At 67.9% G+C, this 14,993-nt stretch carries 15 protein-coding genes, 1 tRNA gene and 1 pseudogene; 7 read left to right on the top strand and 10 right to left on the bottom strand.

From position 1 onward, the window contains the following. The 3 genes from ACT4N8_RS08895 to ACT4N8_RS08885 form a co-directional block, all read right to left on the bottom strand. Positions 1-245, bottom strand: a 245-nt coding sequence (locus ACT4N8_RS08895) for an IMP dehydrogenase (RefSeq protein WP_444857776.1), incomplete at its 3' end; no start/stop codon positions are given. A 2-nt stretch (positions 246-247) separates the two neighbouring features. Beyond that, the gene (locus ACT4N8_RS08890; protein ID WP_444857775.1) at positions 248-1,765 is read right to left on the bottom strand and encodes a M20/M25/M40 family metallo-hydrolase; all 1,518 of its coding nucleotides are present in this window, start codon (positions 1,763-1,765) and stop codon (positions 248-250) included. 50 nt (positions 1,766-1,815) lie between these two features. Beyond that, positions 1,816-2,625, bottom strand: a complete 810-nt coding sequence (locus ACT4N8_RS08885) for an HpcH/HpaI aldolase/citrate lyase family protein (RefSeq protein ID WP_444857774.1) — start codon at positions 2,623-2,625, stop codon at positions 1,816-1,818. A 77-nt stretch (positions 2,626-2,702) separates the two neighbouring features. On the opposite strand from ACT4N8_RS08885, the gene ACT4N8_RS08880 reads away from it, so the two are divergent. Both ACT4N8_RS08880 and ACT4N8_RS08875 read left to right on the top strand, forming a co-directional pair. Further along, positions 2,703-3,662: an SPFH domain-containing protein gene (locus ACT4N8_RS08880; protein ID WP_444857773.1), complete on the top strand. Its 960-nt coding sequence runs from the start codon at positions 2,703-2,705 to the stop codon at positions 3,660-3,662. Continuing rightward, positions 3,663-4,151, top strand: coding sequence for an NfeD family protein (locus ACT4N8_RS08875; protein WP_444857772.1), 489 nt, complete (start codon positions 3,663-3,665; stop codon positions 4,149-4,151). It begins immediately after the preceding gene. 55 nt (positions 4,152-4,206) lie between these two features. Here the strand turns inward: ACT4N8_RS08875 and ACT4N8_RS08870 are convergent, their stop codons facing one another. Together ACT4N8_RS08870 and ACT4N8_RS08865 are read right to left on the bottom strand one after the other, a co-directional pair. Beyond that, positions 4,207-4,587 carry a response regulator gene (locus ACT4N8_RS08870; protein ID WP_444857771.1) on the bottom strand — a complete coding sequence of 127 codons (381 nt, stop codon included), beginning with the start codon at positions 4,585-4,587 and terminating at the stop codon, positions 4,207-4,209. After that, positions 4,580-5,626, bottom strand: coding sequence for an HWE histidine kinase domain-containing protein (locus tag ACT4N8_RS08865; RefSeq protein WP_444857770.1), 1,047 nt, complete (start codon positions 5,624-5,626; stop codon positions 4,580-4,582). Before ACT4N8_RS08865 ends, ACT4N8_RS08870 begins: the two co-directional genes overlap by 8 nt. A gap of 156 nt (positions 5,627-5,782) precedes the next feature. Between ACT4N8_RS08865 and ACT4N8_RS08860 the strand changes: the two genes are divergently transcribed. Next, positions 5,783-6,049 carry a hypothetical protein gene (locus tag ACT4N8_RS08860; protein ID WP_444857769.1) on the top strand — a complete coding sequence of 89 codons (267 nt, stop codon included), beginning with the start codon at positions 5,783-5,785 and terminating at the stop codon, positions 6,047-6,049. A gap of 237 nt (positions 6,050-6,286) precedes the next feature. Here the strand turns inward: ACT4N8_RS08860 and ACT4N8_RS08855 are convergent, their stop codons facing one another. From ACT4N8_RS08855 to ACT4N8_RS08845, 3 genes and pseudogenes are all read right to left on the bottom strand, one after another. After that, the gene (locus ACT4N8_RS08855; RefSeq protein WP_444857768.1) at positions 6,287-6,802 is read right to left on the bottom strand and encodes a hypothetical protein; all 516 of its coding nucleotides are present in this window, start codon (positions 6,800-6,802) and stop codon (positions 6,287-6,289) included. A gap of 100 nt (positions 6,803-6,902) precedes the next feature. Further along, positions 6,903-7,046 carry a hypothetical protein gene (locus tag ACT4N8_RS08850; protein WP_444857767.1) on the bottom strand — a complete coding sequence of 48 codons (144 nt, stop codon included), beginning with the start codon at positions 7,044-7,046 and terminating at the stop codon, positions 6,903-6,905. Between the two features lie 513 nt (positions 7,047-7,559). Next, a pseudogene (locus ACT4N8_RS08845) lies at positions 7,560-7,937 on the bottom strand (type II toxin-antitoxin system RelE family toxin). Between the two features lie 184 nt (positions 7,938-8,121). Between ACT4N8_RS08845 and ACT4N8_RS08840 the strand changes: the two are divergent. Then, entirely contained in the window at positions 8,122-8,250 is a 129-nt protein-coding gene (locus tag ACT4N8_RS08840; RefSeq protein ID WP_444857766.1) for a hypothetical protein, read from the top strand. A gap of 12 nt (positions 8,251-8,262) precedes the next feature. Here the strand turns inward: ACT4N8_RS08840 and ACT4N8_RS08835 are convergent, their stop codons facing one another. Beyond that, positions 8,263-10,281 (bottom strand): putative bifunctional diguanylate cyclase/phosphodiesterase, encoded by a 2,019-nt coding sequence (locus ACT4N8_RS08835; RefSeq protein WP_444857765.1) that lies wholly within the window; start codon positions 10,279-10,281, stop codon positions 8,263-8,265. A 105-nt stretch (positions 10,282-10,386) separates the two neighbouring features. Here ACT4N8_RS08835 and ACT4N8_RS08830 point away from each other — a divergent pair, with 105 nt between their 5' ends. The 3 genes from ACT4N8_RS08830 to ACT4N8_RS08820 all read left to right on the top strand — a co-directional run bounded on the left by ACT4N8_RS08830 (position 10,387) and on the right by ACT4N8_RS08820 (position 12,094). Beyond that, the gene (locus ACT4N8_RS08830) at positions 10,387-11,169 is read left to right on the top strand and encodes an NAD kinase (protein ID WP_444857764.1); all 783 of its coding nucleotides are present in this window, start codon (positions 10,387-10,389) and stop codon (positions 11,167-11,169) included. A gap of 70 nt (positions 11,170-11,239) precedes the next feature. Further along, a tRNA-Asn gene (locus ACT4N8_RS08825) sits at positions 11,240-11,314 on the top strand. Between the two features lie 144 nt (positions 11,315-11,458). Then, positions 11,459-12,094, top strand: a complete 636-nt coding sequence (locus ACT4N8_RS08820; RefSeq protein WP_444857763.1) for a hemerythrin domain-containing protein — start codon at positions 11,459-11,461, stop codon at positions 12,092-12,094. Between the two features lie 34 nt (positions 12,095-12,128). Here the strand turns inward: ACT4N8_RS08820 and secA are convergent, their stop codons facing one another. After that, complete coding sequence (gene secA, locus ACT4N8_RS08815; protein WP_444857762.1) at positions 12,129-14,867, bottom strand: preprotein translocase subunit SecA; 2,739 nt, start codon at positions 14,865-14,867, stop codon at positions 12,129-12,131. Between the last annotated feature and the right edge of the window lie 126 nt (positions 14,868-14,993).

The raw sequence follows: 14,993 nt of genomic DNA, 5'->3' as shown, positions 1-14,993 counted from the left end.
CGGACGGCCGCGGCCTGCTCCTCGACCTCCATGTTGCGGTGGAGCACGCCGATCCCGCCCAGCTGCGCCATCACGATCGCCATGTCGGCCTCGGTGACCGTGTCCATCGCCGAGGAGAGGATCGGGATGTTGAGCGCGATCTCGCGGGTCACCCGGGTCTTGGTGTCCGCCTGGCTGGGCAGGACCGAGGAGGCGGCGGGGCGGAGCAGGACGTCGTCGAAGGTGAGGCCGAGGGGAATTTCCATGGCTATTCCCCGCTCGCCGCCGCCGGCCGCTGGTACACCGCGGGATCGGCGAGGCGGCGGCCGAGCGCCACCATCAGGTTCGCGTCCTCCGCCGCGCCGTAGAGCGGGATGGCGCCGCCCGGCTGATCCGCCGGCCCGTGATAATTCCCGCCGAGAAATGCGTTCAGATATTGCATGTTCGAAAAGGAGCCGCCGACCATCACCGTCGGGATGCCGACCTGGGCCAGCTTGTAGCCGTCCTGGCGCGGGACGAAGGCCTCCGCCTCATCGTCCGCGTCGAGAGTGCGGTTCATTGATCGCACCGTCTCGTCGATCACCCGGTCGAGCGCGGGCGTGCCGCGCCCGATCACTGCGACCGGCTCGCCCGCCGGATGGATCGCGACCGTGTCCATGTTGATCGCGGCGACGATCGATTGCGCCGGCACGACCGGATGGTGCGCGAAATATTCGGCGCCGAGCAGCCCGACTTCCTCCGCCGTGGTGGCGAGGAAGAGGATGTCGCGCGGCGGCCGGGGCTGGCGCGAAAGGCGGCCGGCCACTTCGAGCATCATCGCGATGCCGCTCGCATTGTCGACCGCGCCGTTGCAGATCCGGTCGGCCTCGCCCGCGGGCCGGCAGGTGCCGAAATGGTCCCAGTGGGCGAGATAGAGCAGGCTTTCATTGGTGCTGCCGCTGCCGCGCAGCCGCCCGACCACGTTGTTGGTGCGGTAGCGGCGCACGCCTGTGTTCACGTCCAGCGAAGCGCGGATCGGCAAGGCGACGGCGCGGAAGGAGGAGCCGGGCTGGTCGTTCAGCAGCTGCGTCATGTCGCCGCCCGCCGCTTCGACCAGCCGCTGCGCCGCGCCGATCGGGATCGCGCCGACGACCTGCGGCAGCGGCGTCGAATCGAGCCGCGTCGTGCCGCGCGCGAAGGTCGCCGCGACCGCCGGCCAGGGAATGTCGGCGCCGACCACCGCGATCACCGCCGCGGCGCCGGCTTCCGCCAGCGTCCGGGTCCGCTCGGCGAGCGAGGGGAAGCCTTCGATCCGCGGGCCTTGGGCCAGGATCAGGACGACTGCGCCGCGCACGTCCGAACCGGCGAGCTGGTCGATGCCGCGCTCGGGCAGGCGCACGCCATGGCCTCCAAAGATGACCGGCGCGTCGGCGATCCGCTCGCTCGAGTCGCGGCCCATCAGGACGAGCTCGTTGGCGGCGACCTCGACCGAATTGCCGCGCGCGAGCCAGCGCGTGGTGCTCGCCCCCAGCTGGCGCTCGGCGACCGCGACCGGCTGGAACCAGCTGCCGCCCTCGCCCGCCGGCTCGACCCCGCGGGCCTGCATCTGCTCGACGATATAGGCGGTCGTGAGCCGCTCGCCCTCGGTGCCCGGGGCGCGGCCCTGGAAGCCGTCGCTGGCGAGCCGCTCGATGTGGCGCATCATGTCGGCGGGCGTGATCGGCGCGTCGGCGCTCTGGGCCGTGGCTGCAGTGGCGGCAAGGAAAAGCGAAAGCGGCGCGGCGGCGCGGAGCAGGCGTTGGAACATGCGGCTGCTTAAGGAGCAGACCCCAAGCTGGCAAGCGATTCGCGGGAGCGCTAGCGGCGCGCCTTGGCGACCAGCGCGCGGGCCTGGTCGACGTGCAGCGCTTCGATCATCCGCCCCTCGTGCCGCTCGGCACCGCCGCTCGCCGCCTCGATCAGCCGCCGGGCCTCGTCGAGCTCGGCGCCGCTGGGTGAGAAGACGCGATTGACCGTCTCGATCTGGCTGGGGTGGATCACCGACTTGCCGTCGAAACCGAAGGCGCGCCCTTCCGCGCATTCGGCCGCCAAGTCTTCATCCGCTTCCAACTTATTGTAGACACCGTCGAACGCCGCGACCCCGCCGGCGCGGGCGGCAAGCACGATCCGCTGCAATGCATAGCTCAAGCCGCCCCTCCCCGACCCCGGCGGAATACCGAGCGAGGCGGAGAGGTCGTTGACGCCCGCGATGAGCCCGCGGCTGACCGGCGCGATCGCTGCGGCGTCGATCACCGCGCGCGGCGTTTCGATCATCGCCAGCACGGGCTTGCCGATCAGCCAGCCGGCGTCGTGGACCTGCTTCGGCGTCTCCGCCTTGGCGAGCACGACATAGTCGCAGGCGCAGCGGCGGACCGCGACCACATCGTCGCCGAAATGCGCCGAATCAACCGGGTTCACCCGGATCGCGGTCGGTTTGCCTCCGAAGCCCTCCGCGCAGGCCGCCTCCGCCGCCGCGCGCGCCGCCGCCTTGTCCTCGCCGCGCACCGCGTCTTCGAGGTCGAGCACGATCAGGTCCGCGTCCAGGGTCCGCACCTTCGCCACCGCCCGCTCGTTCGAGGCTGGAAGGAAGAGCAAGGACCGGCAGAGGCTGAGATCGGTCTGGCTCATCTCGGATCGTCCGATTCTGCTTGGATGCACTCGCCTTTCCCTACATGATATCGAGAGATCGCGCTGGGAGGAATGCAATGGAACTCGTCATCCTCGTTCTCTTGGTCTTCGTCCTGCTCTGGCTGTTCGCCAGCGTGAAGATCGTCCGCCAAGGCTATCGCTACACGATCGAGCATTTCGGCCGCTTCACCTCGGTCGCCGCCCCCGGCCTCAATTTCTACCCGGCGATCTTCTACCGGGTCGGCCGCAAGGTGAACATGATGGAGCAGGTCCTCGACATCCCGGGCCAGGAGATCATCACCAAGGACAACGCCATGGTGCAGACCGACGGTGTTGTCTTCTTCCAGGTGCTGGATGCCGCCAAGGCCGCCTATGAAGTGAGCGACCTCTATCTCGCGATCATGCAGCTGACGACGACCAATTTGCGCACCGTGATGGGCTCGATGGACCTCGACGAGACCCTGTCCAAGCGCGACGAGATCAACTCGCGCCTGCTCGTCGTGGTCGACCAGGCGACCGAGGCCTGGGGGGTCAAGATCACCCGGGTCGAGATCAAGGACATCCGTCCCCCAGCCGACATCGTCAACGCGATGGGCCGCCAGATGAAGGCCGAGCGCGAGAAGCGCGCCAACATCCTCGAGGCCGAGGGCAGCCGCGCCTCCGCGATCCTCAAGGCGGAGGGTCAGAAGCAGAGCCAGATCCTCGAGGCCGAGGGCCGCCGCGAAGCCGCCTTCCGCGACGCCGAGGCGCGCGAGCGCGCCGCCGAGGCGGAGGCCAAGGCGACCCAGGTCGTCTCCGACGCGATCGTCGGCGGCAACACCCAGGCGATCAACTATTTCATCGCCCAGAAATATGTCGAGGCGATCGGCCAGTTCGCCAACAGCCCGAACTCGAAGACCATCCTCTTCCCGGTCGAGGCGACCCAGCTGATCGGCACGCTGGGCGGGATCGGCGAGCTCGCCCGCGACGCGCTCGGCCGCGCCACGGATGCCTCCGCCCCCGCCCCGCGCCGCGGCCCCTTCGAGGGAGGCCAGTAGATGGATTTCCTGAGCGGCCTCGGCGCGCATTGGTACTGGCTGCTGCTCGCGGCCCTGCTCGGCATTTTCGAGATCGTCGCGCCGGGCATCTTCCTGATCTGGCTCGCCGCCGCCGCCGCGATCACCGGCATCACGGTCGCCCTGCTGCCGATCCCCCTGCCCTTCCAGCTCGCTCTGTTCGGGCTGCTCGCGCTCGCCGCCGTCTATCGCGGCCGCCGCCATTACGAGCGCAACCCGGTGGCGAGCGAGGACCCCAAGCTCAACGACCGCACCGCCCGGCTGATCGGCGAGACGGTGACGGTGGTGACCGCGATCGAGCATGGCGAGGGCCGGGTGAAGGTCGGCGACAGCGTCTGGCCCGCCCGCGGCCCCGACACGCCCGCCGGCGGCCGCGTGACCGTGACCGGGGCGCAAGGCAATTGCCTGCTGGTGCGGGCGGCGCCTGCCTTGCCGCCGGCGGGGGATGGGGGAGCGTCGGAGACGGCATGAGGCGCCAGACGGCCTGAGGGTTGGCGGTCGAGGCCTTAAGAAGGTGGAGACCGGGTCAAGTCCGGACCCCGGGGAGCCGCAGAAGGCGCACGAGCGCTTCCGCCAGTTCCGCGTTTCGATAAGGCTTCCCCAACACGGGCCGGTCCCGGTAGCCGTCCTTCAGGCTTTGGCCGCTATAGCCCGTGGAGAATAGGAACGGCACGCCGCGCGCCGCGAGGGCGTCGGCCACAGCGTAGCTCTTGCCGCGGTCGAGATTCACATCCACCATGGCGGCGTCGAAGCCTTGCGCTTCGATGAGGGCAAGGGCCTGATCGACCGTGGCGGCGGCGCTCACGGATGTGCATCCGAGGTCGGCCAGCATGTCTTCGATGTTGAGGAGGACCAGCATCTCATCCTCCACGACGAGGACGCGGCGACCCGAAAGCAGATTATCCATTACGGGCACCGTGGGGTGCGGGAATGTCGATGGTGCAGATCACGCCGTCCGGGCGATAGTCGAGCCGGGTGGTGCCGCCCATTTCCAAGGCGAGGCCGCGTTCGATCACCCGCGATCCGAACCCCTTTTTGGTCGGCGGCGCGACCGGCGGGCCGTTTTCCTCGCTCCAGCGCAGGATCAGCCGATCGCCTTCCGGCGCCGGCTCGATCGTCCACGCGATCCGCACGCATCCGGTCTCGCCTGAAAAGGCGCCGTACTTCACCGCGTTGGTCGCGAGCTCGTGGAACGCGATGCCGAGGGCCAAAGCGGCTTTGGGCGGGAAACGGACATTCTCGCCCGTGACCTTGAAGCGCTCCGACCGGCCGTTCGCGACCCCGAACGGCTCCAGGGCTGCGTTAACCACATCGTGCAACCCGGCGCTTTCCCAATTCTCGCGGGTCAGAAGGTCGTGCGACCGCGAGAGCGCGAACAGCCGGGACTCGATGGATTCCCGGATCTCCTCGGGATCGGATGCGTTTCGAAGCGCCTGCGCGACGATCGACTGGACCGTTGTAAGCGTGTTCTTCACGCGATGGTTCAGCTCGTCGATGAGCATCCGGGACTGGGCCTGCTCCTCCTTGTGCCGGGTGAGATCGATGAACGACGCGAAATTCTGGACGATATCGCCGCTCTCGTCCCGAACCGGGCTGATGAAGAGAGCCGCCCAGAACTCGCTCCCGTCCTTGCGGCGATAGCGCACCTCCGAACTGTGGTCGTCGCTAACCTCGAATGCGGCTTCGACAAGCGCCAGCGCCTTGGGATCGGTACCCTGCGCCATCAGGAAGTTGAAGCTGTGGCCGAGCACCTCGTCGCGGCGATACCCGGTCAGCGAGAGGAAGCTGTCGTTGGCGAAAATGATCGGATTGCCCGGTTCCCTCGCGTCCATGAACACCATCGGCATTCGGGTGTCTTCGGCCGCGACGACGAACGGACCGCCCTCTTGGCGAAGCTCCTCGACCTTGCCTTCGGCGGCCTTCTGTTCCTCCGATTTTTCGGTCATCTCCGACATAATATAGGCCAACCTGCCGCCCGGCAATTACGGCCCGAATGTCCGCTCTGGGTCGAAAGCCGCCGAAAGCGGCAGGAACGATAGAACCGAACGTCGGTTGTGGATCCGTATGCTTACGGCCCGGGCGGGATGAGAAAGGGTCAGCGCATGTCCAAGACTTACGGCTGGGCCATAGGAGCCACGCTGCTGGAGGATCTGCCGCCCGAAGCGGATGGCTCACCCCAATATCGCGAACTCGTCAGCGACACCCTGAAGAGATGCTTCGACTATGCCGAGATGATGTCGGTCGAAGGTCGTCGCAAGCTGCATATCGAAACTGCCGATGGGGACCGGATCGAGGCAGCGAACATAGCTGAGTTTTTCGGCGACGAGGCAGCCGAGCCCGTTCAAATCGGACCCTCCGGCCCCGCCTAGCATTTCGCGAGCCCATCGAGGTTGAATTCAGCGCTGCACGCCACTTCGGCGCTCCGGTCATAACCCAACGGCCGATCAGGGTCGTTTCCGGACATTCGGCAATTGCGGCGGTCCCAAGCCTGATCCGGCACCTCCCGGAATTGATCGCACAGGCGCCTCAACGGCAATGTCGAAGGCGTGCGGATCGACGCGAATGGCTGCCACAGGAGCGGGGAAAGACAGGTCGCCCCCGAAACGCTAGCTCGACGGACAGGCCCCCGGCCGCTCCTCGGCGACGCGGCCGGCAGCGTACCAGGTGGCGCGCTCGCCGATCGAATCGACCGCGTAGCAGATTTCGGCGCTCGTGCCGGCCGGATCGATCAGGATCGTCCAGTTGTGCGGCCCGCAATTGTGCGGCTCGCAGGCATGCGCCACCAGCCGCCCGTCGCGCAGCGCGATCGGCGCCGCCGTCCCCTCGCTCAGCACCCGGCCGCGCACCGCGGCGTCGGAAACGGCCGCCTCGACCGCCCGGCGCACCAGCGGATGATCGGTGAAGATCACGCCGTCGACCGGCGTGTTGGTCGGATGGCCGACATAGACGGAAAGCGGCCCGCTCCCCTGCGCGGCATTGCCCTCCGGCGCCGGCGCGGCTTCGTTGGCCGTCGCCTCGTTGCCGGATACCGCGGCGGCGTTGCCGGCGATCTGCGTCGCCTCGCCCCCGCAGGCGGCGAGGAAGCCGGTCAGCATGAGGACCGAAAGCGCGCGACGAGCCATTGTTCCACCCCCGAAATCGTTCGCGCCCGTCCTCCGCCGCGCCGCGGGGCTTGGCACGCGACTTCGGCGCGCCCGGACGGGGCCGGCCGTCAGCGGCGCCTCACCGTCCCTTGGCGGTCATGTAGCCGTAGCCGGCGCCGACGAGGGCGCCGATGACCGGGCCGACGAAGGGCACGGGAATCGCGATCAGTGCCCCGATCCCCGCCGCGATCGCGGTCCGTTTTGCGACTGGATTGTCCAACATGGCCTCATCCTTCTACCGATGAGGTGTATTATGGGGATAAGACGGTTGGGGTTCAAGGGGTGAGTGCAGGCTCCGGAGCAGGGCGTCGTCCGATCCACGACTCGGCCACGGAGTCGAAGCGCAACACATTATCGGGCATAGTCGGTTTGATGACCGAGAAGGTACGATCCGCCGAGCGAGAAATGTACGGACGCGTGGGCGCGGCCTTTGTCATCTGTGAACCTCAGAACTTACTGGAACCATTGACGAAATTTGAAAATGGGTCTCAAGCGTGGACTTCACTCGTTAGTGACGCGGCGGACGTCTCTTCGTCCACAAGCGCGGCATGGTGGATGAAGAGTACTTGCATCGGACAGGTGACAAAATTCCCGTCGGGCAAAGACTCTTCATAGCCAGTGACGACGTGGTGGAGTATCTTACAGCCGTTCAAAGGGCGGTGGTCGCAATCGCCTCCGCCGCCGAGGCTGTAGAATTGGAGATCGACCCCGATTCCCACGAATAGCGCTCGCCCCGCTAGACTTGGGTCGTCCCTCGCCGACACACCTCCCACCGATGCGCCACGCGCACGACCAGAATCGTGATCCGCTCGTCCTCGATCCGCGCCACCACGCGATAGTCGCCGATGCGCCAGCGCTAGTAGCCGTCATGCTCGCCTTGCAGCGGCGCGCCGAGGATGCGCGGGTCGTCGAGGGTGGCGATGCGGGTTTCGAGGGTCTTGACGATGCGGGCCGCGGCGGGGTGGCCGAGCTTCCTGAGCTCCTTCGCCGCGTCCGGATGGAATTCAATCCGCGCGGAGTGCGCGAGGTGGGCCGGGGCGGCGAGAAGCGCGCCAGCTTCGAGGCGGCGATCCGATCGCTCGACAGGAAATTGCGCGCGCTGGGGGCGCGGCACGGGATGAGCGCGGAGCCGATGGCGGAGCCGCCTCCTGCCGAAGGGGGAGAAGAAGAATGGGGTTCACGCCAAGACGCGAAGACGCGAAGGGGTTGCGTTTCACCGTCATTGCGAGGCGCGAAGCGCCGCGGCAATCCAGCAGCACCGACCTGGATTGCTTCGCTGCGCTCGCAATGAGGACCAGATGTGCGCGCTGACCTGGACGGGATACCAGGGCCCGGGCTCGCCGGACCGGGTGGATGCGATGGTCGGGGCGATGACCGAGCTGTTCGAGAAGCCGCAACGCGCCGAGCCGCGGATCCGGCAGCTCTAGCGGCGGCCCGGCTCAGCCCGCCAATTCAGCCAATGCCTCCACCCCCACCGGGGGCGAACAAAGAAACCCCTGGTAGAGCGTGCATCCCGCCTCGGCGAGCAGGCCCAATTGCTCCTCCGTCTCCACCCCCTCGGCGATCACGTCGAGGCCCAGCGAGCGCGCCATTTCGATGACGCCGCGGACCACGATCCGGTCGCGTATCGAGCCGGCGATGTCCTGGCTCAATTTACGGTCGATCTTGAGATAGTCGAGGGGCAGCGCCTTCAGATAAGCGAGGCTCGAATAGCCGGTGCCGAAATCGTCGATCGCGGCGCGCAGGCCGCCGCCGCGCAGCTCGGCGAGCAAGGCGGCGGCGCCGGAGAGGTCCTCGATCAGCCCGCTCTCGGTGACCTCGACGGTCAGCCGCCCCGGCTCGAAGCCGCTTGACCCGACCATCTCCAGGAATTGCGCGGCGAAGCCCGGGCGGACGATGTCGGCGGCGGTGATGTTCACCGAAAGCCGCAGCCGACTCATCGCCGCCGGCCAGGCCGCCGCCGCCGCGATCGCCTTCCGCTGCACATGCTCGGAGAGCTGGGCGAGATAGTCGGAGCGCTCGGCGACGCTGAACAGGGTCGCCGCGCCCAGCTCGCCATGCTGCGGGTGGCGCCAGCGCGCCAGCGCCTCCACCCCGACGATCGCGCCGCCGGTCACCGCCACCTGCGGCTGGAACAATATCTCGATCTCGTCGCGGTCGAGCGCGCGCCGCAAGTCGACCTCGAGCCGCCCGGCATGGGCGGTGCGCGTCTCGGCGCCCTCGTCGAGGACATGGACCGGGGCGCTGTCCCCGCCCTTCGCCTCGGCCAAAGCGGCGCTGGCGCGGCGCAGCAGAGTGGCCGCGTCGTCGCCCGGCTGCGAGACCGCGACCCCGGCGCGGCTGCCCAACGGGATGACATGGTCGCCCGACATGAAGGGCCGCCCGATCGCCTCGATCAGGGCCCCGGCGATGACCCTGCCGTCGTCCAGCGTGGCGGGCGACGCCAGCAGCAGCGCGAACTCGGCCCCGGCGAGGCGTGCTGCGCAGCGCCCCGGCTCGCCCTCCCCGGCCAGCCGCTCGATCCGCCGCGCCACCGCCTGCAGCACGGTGTCGCCGGTGCGCCGGCCGAAGGCGGCGTTGATCGCGTCGTAGCGGTTGACCGAGAGCAATAGCGCCACCACCGGCCCGGGCGAGGGCTCGCGCCCGAGCTGTTCGGTCAGCCAGGCGCGCGCCGCCCGGCCGTCGCCGAGCCCGGTCAGCGGGTCGCGGCTCGCCCCCGGCCCGCCTTGCGCCCCGATCGCCTCTGCCCGGCCGACCACCTCGCCTTCGCGGACCCGGACATGGTGGGCGATGCGCGCGCCCGCCACCGCCCCATCCTCGTGCGCGAAGGCGGTCGCCTCGCCGGTCGCGAGCACCCGGTCGATCGCCGCCCGCGCCGCCCGCCGCCCCGCGGGATCGAGCTTGCGCAGCAAGTCCATCAGCCCGATCCGTCGCCCCTCTTCCTCGCCCAGCCCGGCCTTGCGCGCCAGCGCCGGGCTCAATTCGACCGTCGTCGAGCCCGGCCGCCAGCGCCAGGTCTCGCCGCCGGCCCGCTCCCCGCCGCTTTCTGCCGCGCCCTCGCCCGCCCGGCGCGGCCGGGCGCCGCCGACCCGCTCGGCATGGCGCGCGGCGAAGGCGAGCGCGTGAAGGAATTCGCCCTCGGCGATCGGACTGACCAGGAAGTGCGTCGCGCCGAGCTCGTGGAAGCGCTCCAGCGCCGCGCCGTCGCCCTTGGAGAGCAGCACCAGCAGGGCCGCCGCATTCGCCTCGGCCGCGTCCGCCACCGCGCGTACCGCGTCCTCGCCCTCGCCCAGCGCGCCGCGCGCGTCGACCACCGCCACCGCCGCGCCGCTGGCGATGAAGCGCGCCTCGACATTCTCCGCCCGCCGCGCCGCGATCGCCTGCCAGCCGCCGCTCTCGGCAAGCCGGGTCAGCTCGTCGCGATGGCGGAAAGACAGGATGAACAGCGGCGCCCCCATGGCCCGGGTCTAGCCGTCCGTCGCGCCCCCGCCAATCGCTCCCGCGCGCCCCATCCCGGCTTGGGACGTTGACGGGGCAACGGCGCGCCCTCTAGCAAGGGGGCGATGGCGGAGATCGAACACCGGCCGATGGCGCTGCTCGCCTCGCCCGCCGAGGCGGCGCAGGCCGCCGAGACGATGCTGCGCCGCCGCTACACGTTCGTGGCGATGGAGGAAGCCGAGCTGATCGTCGCACTCGGGGGCGACGGCTTCATGCTGCAGACCTTGCACGAGATGCTCGCCCGCGGCCGGGTCTGCCCGGTGTTCGGGATGAACCGGGGCACGGTCGGCTTTTTGATGAACGAGTGGCGGATCGAGGCGCTGGACGAACGGCTCGAGCGGGCCCGCGCCTTCTCGGTCGCGCCGCTCGAGATGAAGGCGACGGCGGTGAGCGGCGAGGTCTTCCGGTACAATGCGATCAACGAAGTCTCGCTGCTGAGAGAAACACGGCAGACGGCTTGGATCGAGGTTTCGGTGAACGGACGGGTGGTGCTGCCGGAGCTGATCTGCGACGGCGTACTCGTGGCAACGCCCGCCGGCTCGACCGCCTACAATCTTTCCGCCCAGGGACCGATCCTGCCGCTCTCTTCGCGGCTGGTCGCTTTGACCCCGATCAGCCCGTTCCGGCCGCGGCGCTGGCGCGGGGCGCTGATCCCGGACGAGCTCAGGATTTCCTTTCGGGTGCTCGATCCGGTCAAGCGGCCGGTCTCGGCGGTGGCAGACCAGATCGAGGTCCGCGACGTCGCCACGGTCGAGGTCTGCGTCGACCGGCACGAGGCGCTGACCCTGCTCTTCGACCCCGAGCACGCCCTCGACGAGCGCATCGCGATGGAGCAGTTCCAGGTCTGACTTTTGGAGCGGCCACGGGTTGCATCCCCGCGATGCCTTGCTATATCCGCGCCTCGCTCGCGAGAGCCGCTCCCCGGTAGCTCAGCGGTAGAGCAACCGGCTGTTAACCGGTTGGTCGATGGTTCGAATCCGTCCCGGGGAGCCACTCCTTTTCCACAATAGACTTGCTCCGCCCGCGCAATCGCTACGGGCGCGCGGAATAGCCATGCCAAAAGAACGGCTTGGCGCGCTCCGGCGGAACCGGCAGGGGTGAAAATCGGTTGCAGCCTCAAACCATAAGGAGGCTGACATGGCGACCAGAACGCGTTCCAAATCCTCTAACGATACAAGGACCGGCGACCGCTCCGGCGGCAACGGCGGACGCCGCTCGGCCTTCGGCTGGGGCGGGCAGACCGGGGTCATCGCGGCGGCGGCGATGGCGGGCGCCGCGGTCGGCATCGCCGCCAATCTCGGCCGCAAGTTCGTCGTCCAGGGCATCGGCGCCTCGGCTGGCGACTGGTCCGAGGCGCTGGCGGCGGAGCATCAGCTCGTCCTCGCCCTGTTCGACAAGCTCGGGGCGACGAGCGACGAGCAGACCTGGATGCGCGCCCATCTTCTCACCAAGATCAAGAACGCGCTCGGCAAGCATGCGCTTGAGGAGGAGAATGTTCTTTATCCGGTGCTTCGGCGGGCCAATGCCGCGCACGACGCCGATGCGCTCAACGGCGAGCACGGCTATGTGAAGACCTATCTCTACGAGCTCGAGACCACGGCCAAGGACGATCCCGGCTGGCTCGCCAAGGCGCGCGAGCTGCGCGCCATGCTCGAGGAGCATATGCGGATGGAGGAAGACGAGGTCTTCCCCGCCTTGCGCGCCGGGCTCAGCGAGGAACAGAATGCCGAGCTCAGCCGCGCGATCAACCGCGAGGGGCTGAAGCTCGCCTGACCCGCGAAGCGCCGCCCGCCCCGGCGGGCGGCCTTCAGGCCACCATGCCGTGACAATGCTTGTACTTGCGTCCCGAGCCGCAGGGACAGGGCGCGTTGCGGCTCGGCGGCGCCTCGACCGCGCCCGACGGCGGCAGGTCCGGCTGCGGAATCTGGAACGGTGGCAGCCGCGACAGCACCGCTCCCGTCCCCGCATCGATGTCGGCGCTGTTATCCTCGCCCGAGAAGGGGTCGATATGGTGGGTCATGAAGTCCGGGAGCTCGGGCAGCTCGGCCGGGCCCATCTGGAACTGGGCGCGGGCAAGCGTTCCGGTCACGTCCTCGCGGATGATGCCGAGCATACGCTCGAACATCGCGAAGGCTTCGTGCTTATATTCGTCGATCGGCTTCTTCTGGGCGTAGGCGCGCAGGTGGACGACCTGGCGCAGCGCGTCGAGCATCGAAAGATGCTCCTTCCAGTGATGGTCGAGCGAGCCGAGCAGAATCTGCTTCTCGATCTGCACCCATGATTCGGGCGGGATTTCGGCGGATTTCTCGGCGATCTGCGCGTCGGCGAGAGACTGGAGCCGCTCGACGAACATCTCCGGCTCGACCGCTTCCTCCTTGACCCAGTCGTCGAGCGGCGGGGTCAAGGCGAACACCGCCTCGATCCGCTCCTTCAAAAGCGGAATGTCCCACTGCTCGGGATAGGAATTGGGTGGAATCGCCTCGCCCACCAGGGCGTTGACCGTCTCGGCGCGCATGTCCTCGACGACGTCGCCGACCGTGTCCGCGTCCATGATGTCGGCGCGCTGCTCGTAGATCACCTTGCGCTGGTCGTTCATCACGTCGTCATATTCGACGACCTGCTTGCGGATGTCGTAATTGCGCGCCTCGACCTTCTTCTGCGCGGTCTCGATCGCCTTGGAAATCCAGGGCGAAATGATCGCCTCGCCATCGGCGAGATTCTTGTTCAAGAGCCGCGAGAACATCGTCTGCGGGCCGAAGATGCGGAGCAGGTCGTCGTCGAGGCTCAAATAGAAGCGCGACAGGCCGGGATCGCCCTGCCGGCCCGAACGGCCGCGCAGCTGGTTGTCGATGCGGCGGCTCTCGTGACGCTCGGTGCCGAGCACGAACAGGCCGCCGGCGGCGATCACCCGCTCCTTTTCCGACGCGACCTCGTCGCGGATCTTCGCCTCCTTCTTGTCGCGCTCCGGCCCCGGCTCGACGGCGCCGAGCTCGTCGTTGATGCGGAACTCGACATTGCCGCCCAGCTGGATGTCGGTGCCGCGGCCGGCCATGTTGGTGGCGATGGTGACGACGCCGAGCCGTCCCGCCTGCGCCACGATATGCGCCTCGCGCTCATGCTCGCGCGCGTTCAGCACCTCGTGCCGGATCTTGGCGTCCTTGAAATGCTTCGAGAGCAATTCCGATTTCTCGATCGAGACGGTGCCGACCAGGACCGGCTGGCCCAGCTCCTGCTTCTCCTTCACCGACTTGGCGATGGCGTCGAACTTGTCGGCCTGGTTCTTGTAGAATTCGTCCTCGTCGTCCGAGCGCCGAACCGGCATGTGGGTCGGGATGGTGACCACGTTCATCTTGTAGATGTCGTAGAATTCGGCCGCCTCGGTCGCGGCGGTACCGGTCATGCCGGAGAGCTTCGGATACATGCGGAAATAATTCTGGAAGGTGATCGAAGCGAGGGTCTGGTTCTCGGGCTCGATCTCGACCCCCTCCTTGGCCTCGACCGCCTGGTGGAGCCCTTCCGACCAGCGGCGGCCGTCCATCATCCGCCCGGTGAAGGGATCGATGATGACGACCTTGTCCTTGCTGTCGGAGGGGTCGCGCTTGTCGATGTAATGGTTGTCGCGCTTGAACGCGACGTTCGCCTTCAGCGCCTGGTTCAAATGGTGGACGACCTGGGTATTCTCGAAATCGTAGAGGTTGGAGCCGACGAGCAGCCCTTCCGCCTCCAGGAAGCGCTCCATCCGCTCGGTGCCGTCCTCGGTCAGGATGACGCGCTTGTCCTTCTCGTCATATTCGTAATCGTCGGACGGGATCTCCTTCACGATCCGGTCCAGCGCGATGTAGAGGTCCGATTTGTCCTCGGTCGGACCGGAGATGATCAGCGGCGTGCGCGCCTCGTCGATCAGGATCGAATCCACCTCGTCGACGATGCCGAAATTGAACGGGCGCTGGACCATCTGACTGCGCTCGTACTTCATGTTGTCGCGCAGATAGTCGAAGCCGAACTCGTTGTTCGTGCCGTAGGTGATGTCGGCGTGATAGGCCTCGCGCCGCAGGTGATCCATGAGGTTGGGGATGATCACGCCGACGGTCATGCCGAGGAAGCGGTAAATCTGCCCCATCCAGTCCGCGTCGCGCCGGGCGAGATAGTCGTTGACCGTGACGACGTGGACGCCCTTGCCCTCGAGCGCATTGAGATAGACGGCGAGCGTCGCGACCAGGGTCTTGCCCTCGCCGGTGCGCATCTCCGCGATCTCGCCCCGGTGGAGGACGACGCCGCCGATCATCTGCACGTCGTAATGGCGCTGGCCGAGCGTCCGCATCGCCGCCTCGCGGACGGTGGAGAAGGCCTCGGGCAGGATGTCGTCGAGCGTCTCGCCATTGTCGAGCCGGCCGCGGAAGATCGCGGTCTGCCCCTTCAGCTCCTCGTCGGTCATCGCCGAGATGGTCGGCTCGAAGGCGTTGATCTTGTCGACGATCTTGCGGATCGAGCGGACGTAGCGGTCGTTGGAAGACCCGAAGATGGATTTGGCAAATCCGCCGAACATGGTGGCTATCCTGATCTAAGAATGGCGCCCCGGCTGAGCCCGGAGCAGGATGAGGCTTAGAAAGCAGGGCCGCAAATGCGGCCCGGACCTCATTCGATCCGGCGGTCGGCGTAGAGCGGGATCGCG

The organism is Sphingosinicella sp., assembly GCF_052387495.1.
Classification (GTDB): domain Bacteria; phylum Pseudomonadota; class Alphaproteobacteria; order Sphingomonadales; family Sphingomonadaceae; genus Allosphingosinicella.
Note: the sequence above shows the minus strand (reverse complement) of the source record. Positions and strands in the feature narration are given on the sequence as shown.

Coding starts and splice junctions, on each gene's coding strand:
- ACT4N8_RS08890 (WP_444857775.1), bottom strand. CDS start 1,765: ATGTTCCAACGCCTGCTCCGCGCCGCCGCGCCGCTTTCGCTTTTCCTT.
- ACT4N8_RS08885 (WP_444857774.1), bottom strand. CDS start 2,625: ATGAGCCAGACCGATCTCAGCCTCTGCCGGTCCTTGCTCTTCCTTCCA.
- ACT4N8_RS08880 (WP_444857773.1), top strand. CDS start 2,703: ATGGAACTCGTCATCCTCGTTCTCTTGGTCTTCGTCCTGCTCTGGCTG.
- ACT4N8_RS08875 (WP_444857772.1), top strand. CDS start 3,663: ATGGATTTCCTGAGCGGCCTCGGCGCGCATTGGTACTGGCTGCTGCTC.
- ACT4N8_RS08870 (WP_444857771.1), bottom strand. CDS start 4,587: ATGGATAATCTGCTTTCGGGTCGCCGCGTCCTCGTCGTGGAGGATGAG.
- ACT4N8_RS08865 (WP_444857770.1), bottom strand. CDS start 5,626: ATGACCGAAAAATCGGAGGAACAGAAGGCCGCCGAAGGCAAGGTCGAG.
- ACT4N8_RS08860 (WP_444857769.1), top strand. CDS start 5,783: ATGTCCAAGACTTACGGCTGGGCCATAGGAGCCACGCTGCTGGAGGAT.
- ACT4N8_RS08855 (WP_444857768.1), bottom strand. CDS start 6,802: ATGGCTCGTCGCGCGCTTTCGGTCCTCATGCTGACCGGCTTCCTCGCC.
- ACT4N8_RS08850 (WP_444857767.1), bottom strand. CDS start 7,046: ATGTTGGACAATCCAGTCGCAAAACGGACCGCGATCGCGGCGGGGATC.
- ACT4N8_RS08840 (WP_444857766.1), top strand. CDS start 8,122: ATGTGCGCGCTGACCTGGACGGGATACCAGGGCCCGGGCTCGCCGGAC.
- ACT4N8_RS08835 (WP_444857765.1), bottom strand. CDS start 10,281: ATGGGGGCGCCGCTGTTCATCCTGTCTTTCCGCCATCGCGACGAGCTG.
- ACT4N8_RS08830 (WP_444857764.1), top strand. CDS start 10,387: ATGGCGGAGATCGAACACCGGCCGATGGCGCTGCTCGCCTCGCCCGCC.
- ACT4N8_RS08820 (WP_444857763.1), top strand. CDS start 11,459: ATGGCGACCAGAACGCGTTCCAAATCCTCTAACGATACAAGGACCGGC.
- secA (WP_444857762.1), bottom strand. CDS start 14,867: ATGTTCGGCGGATTTGCCAAATCCATCTTCGGGTCTTCCAACGACCGC.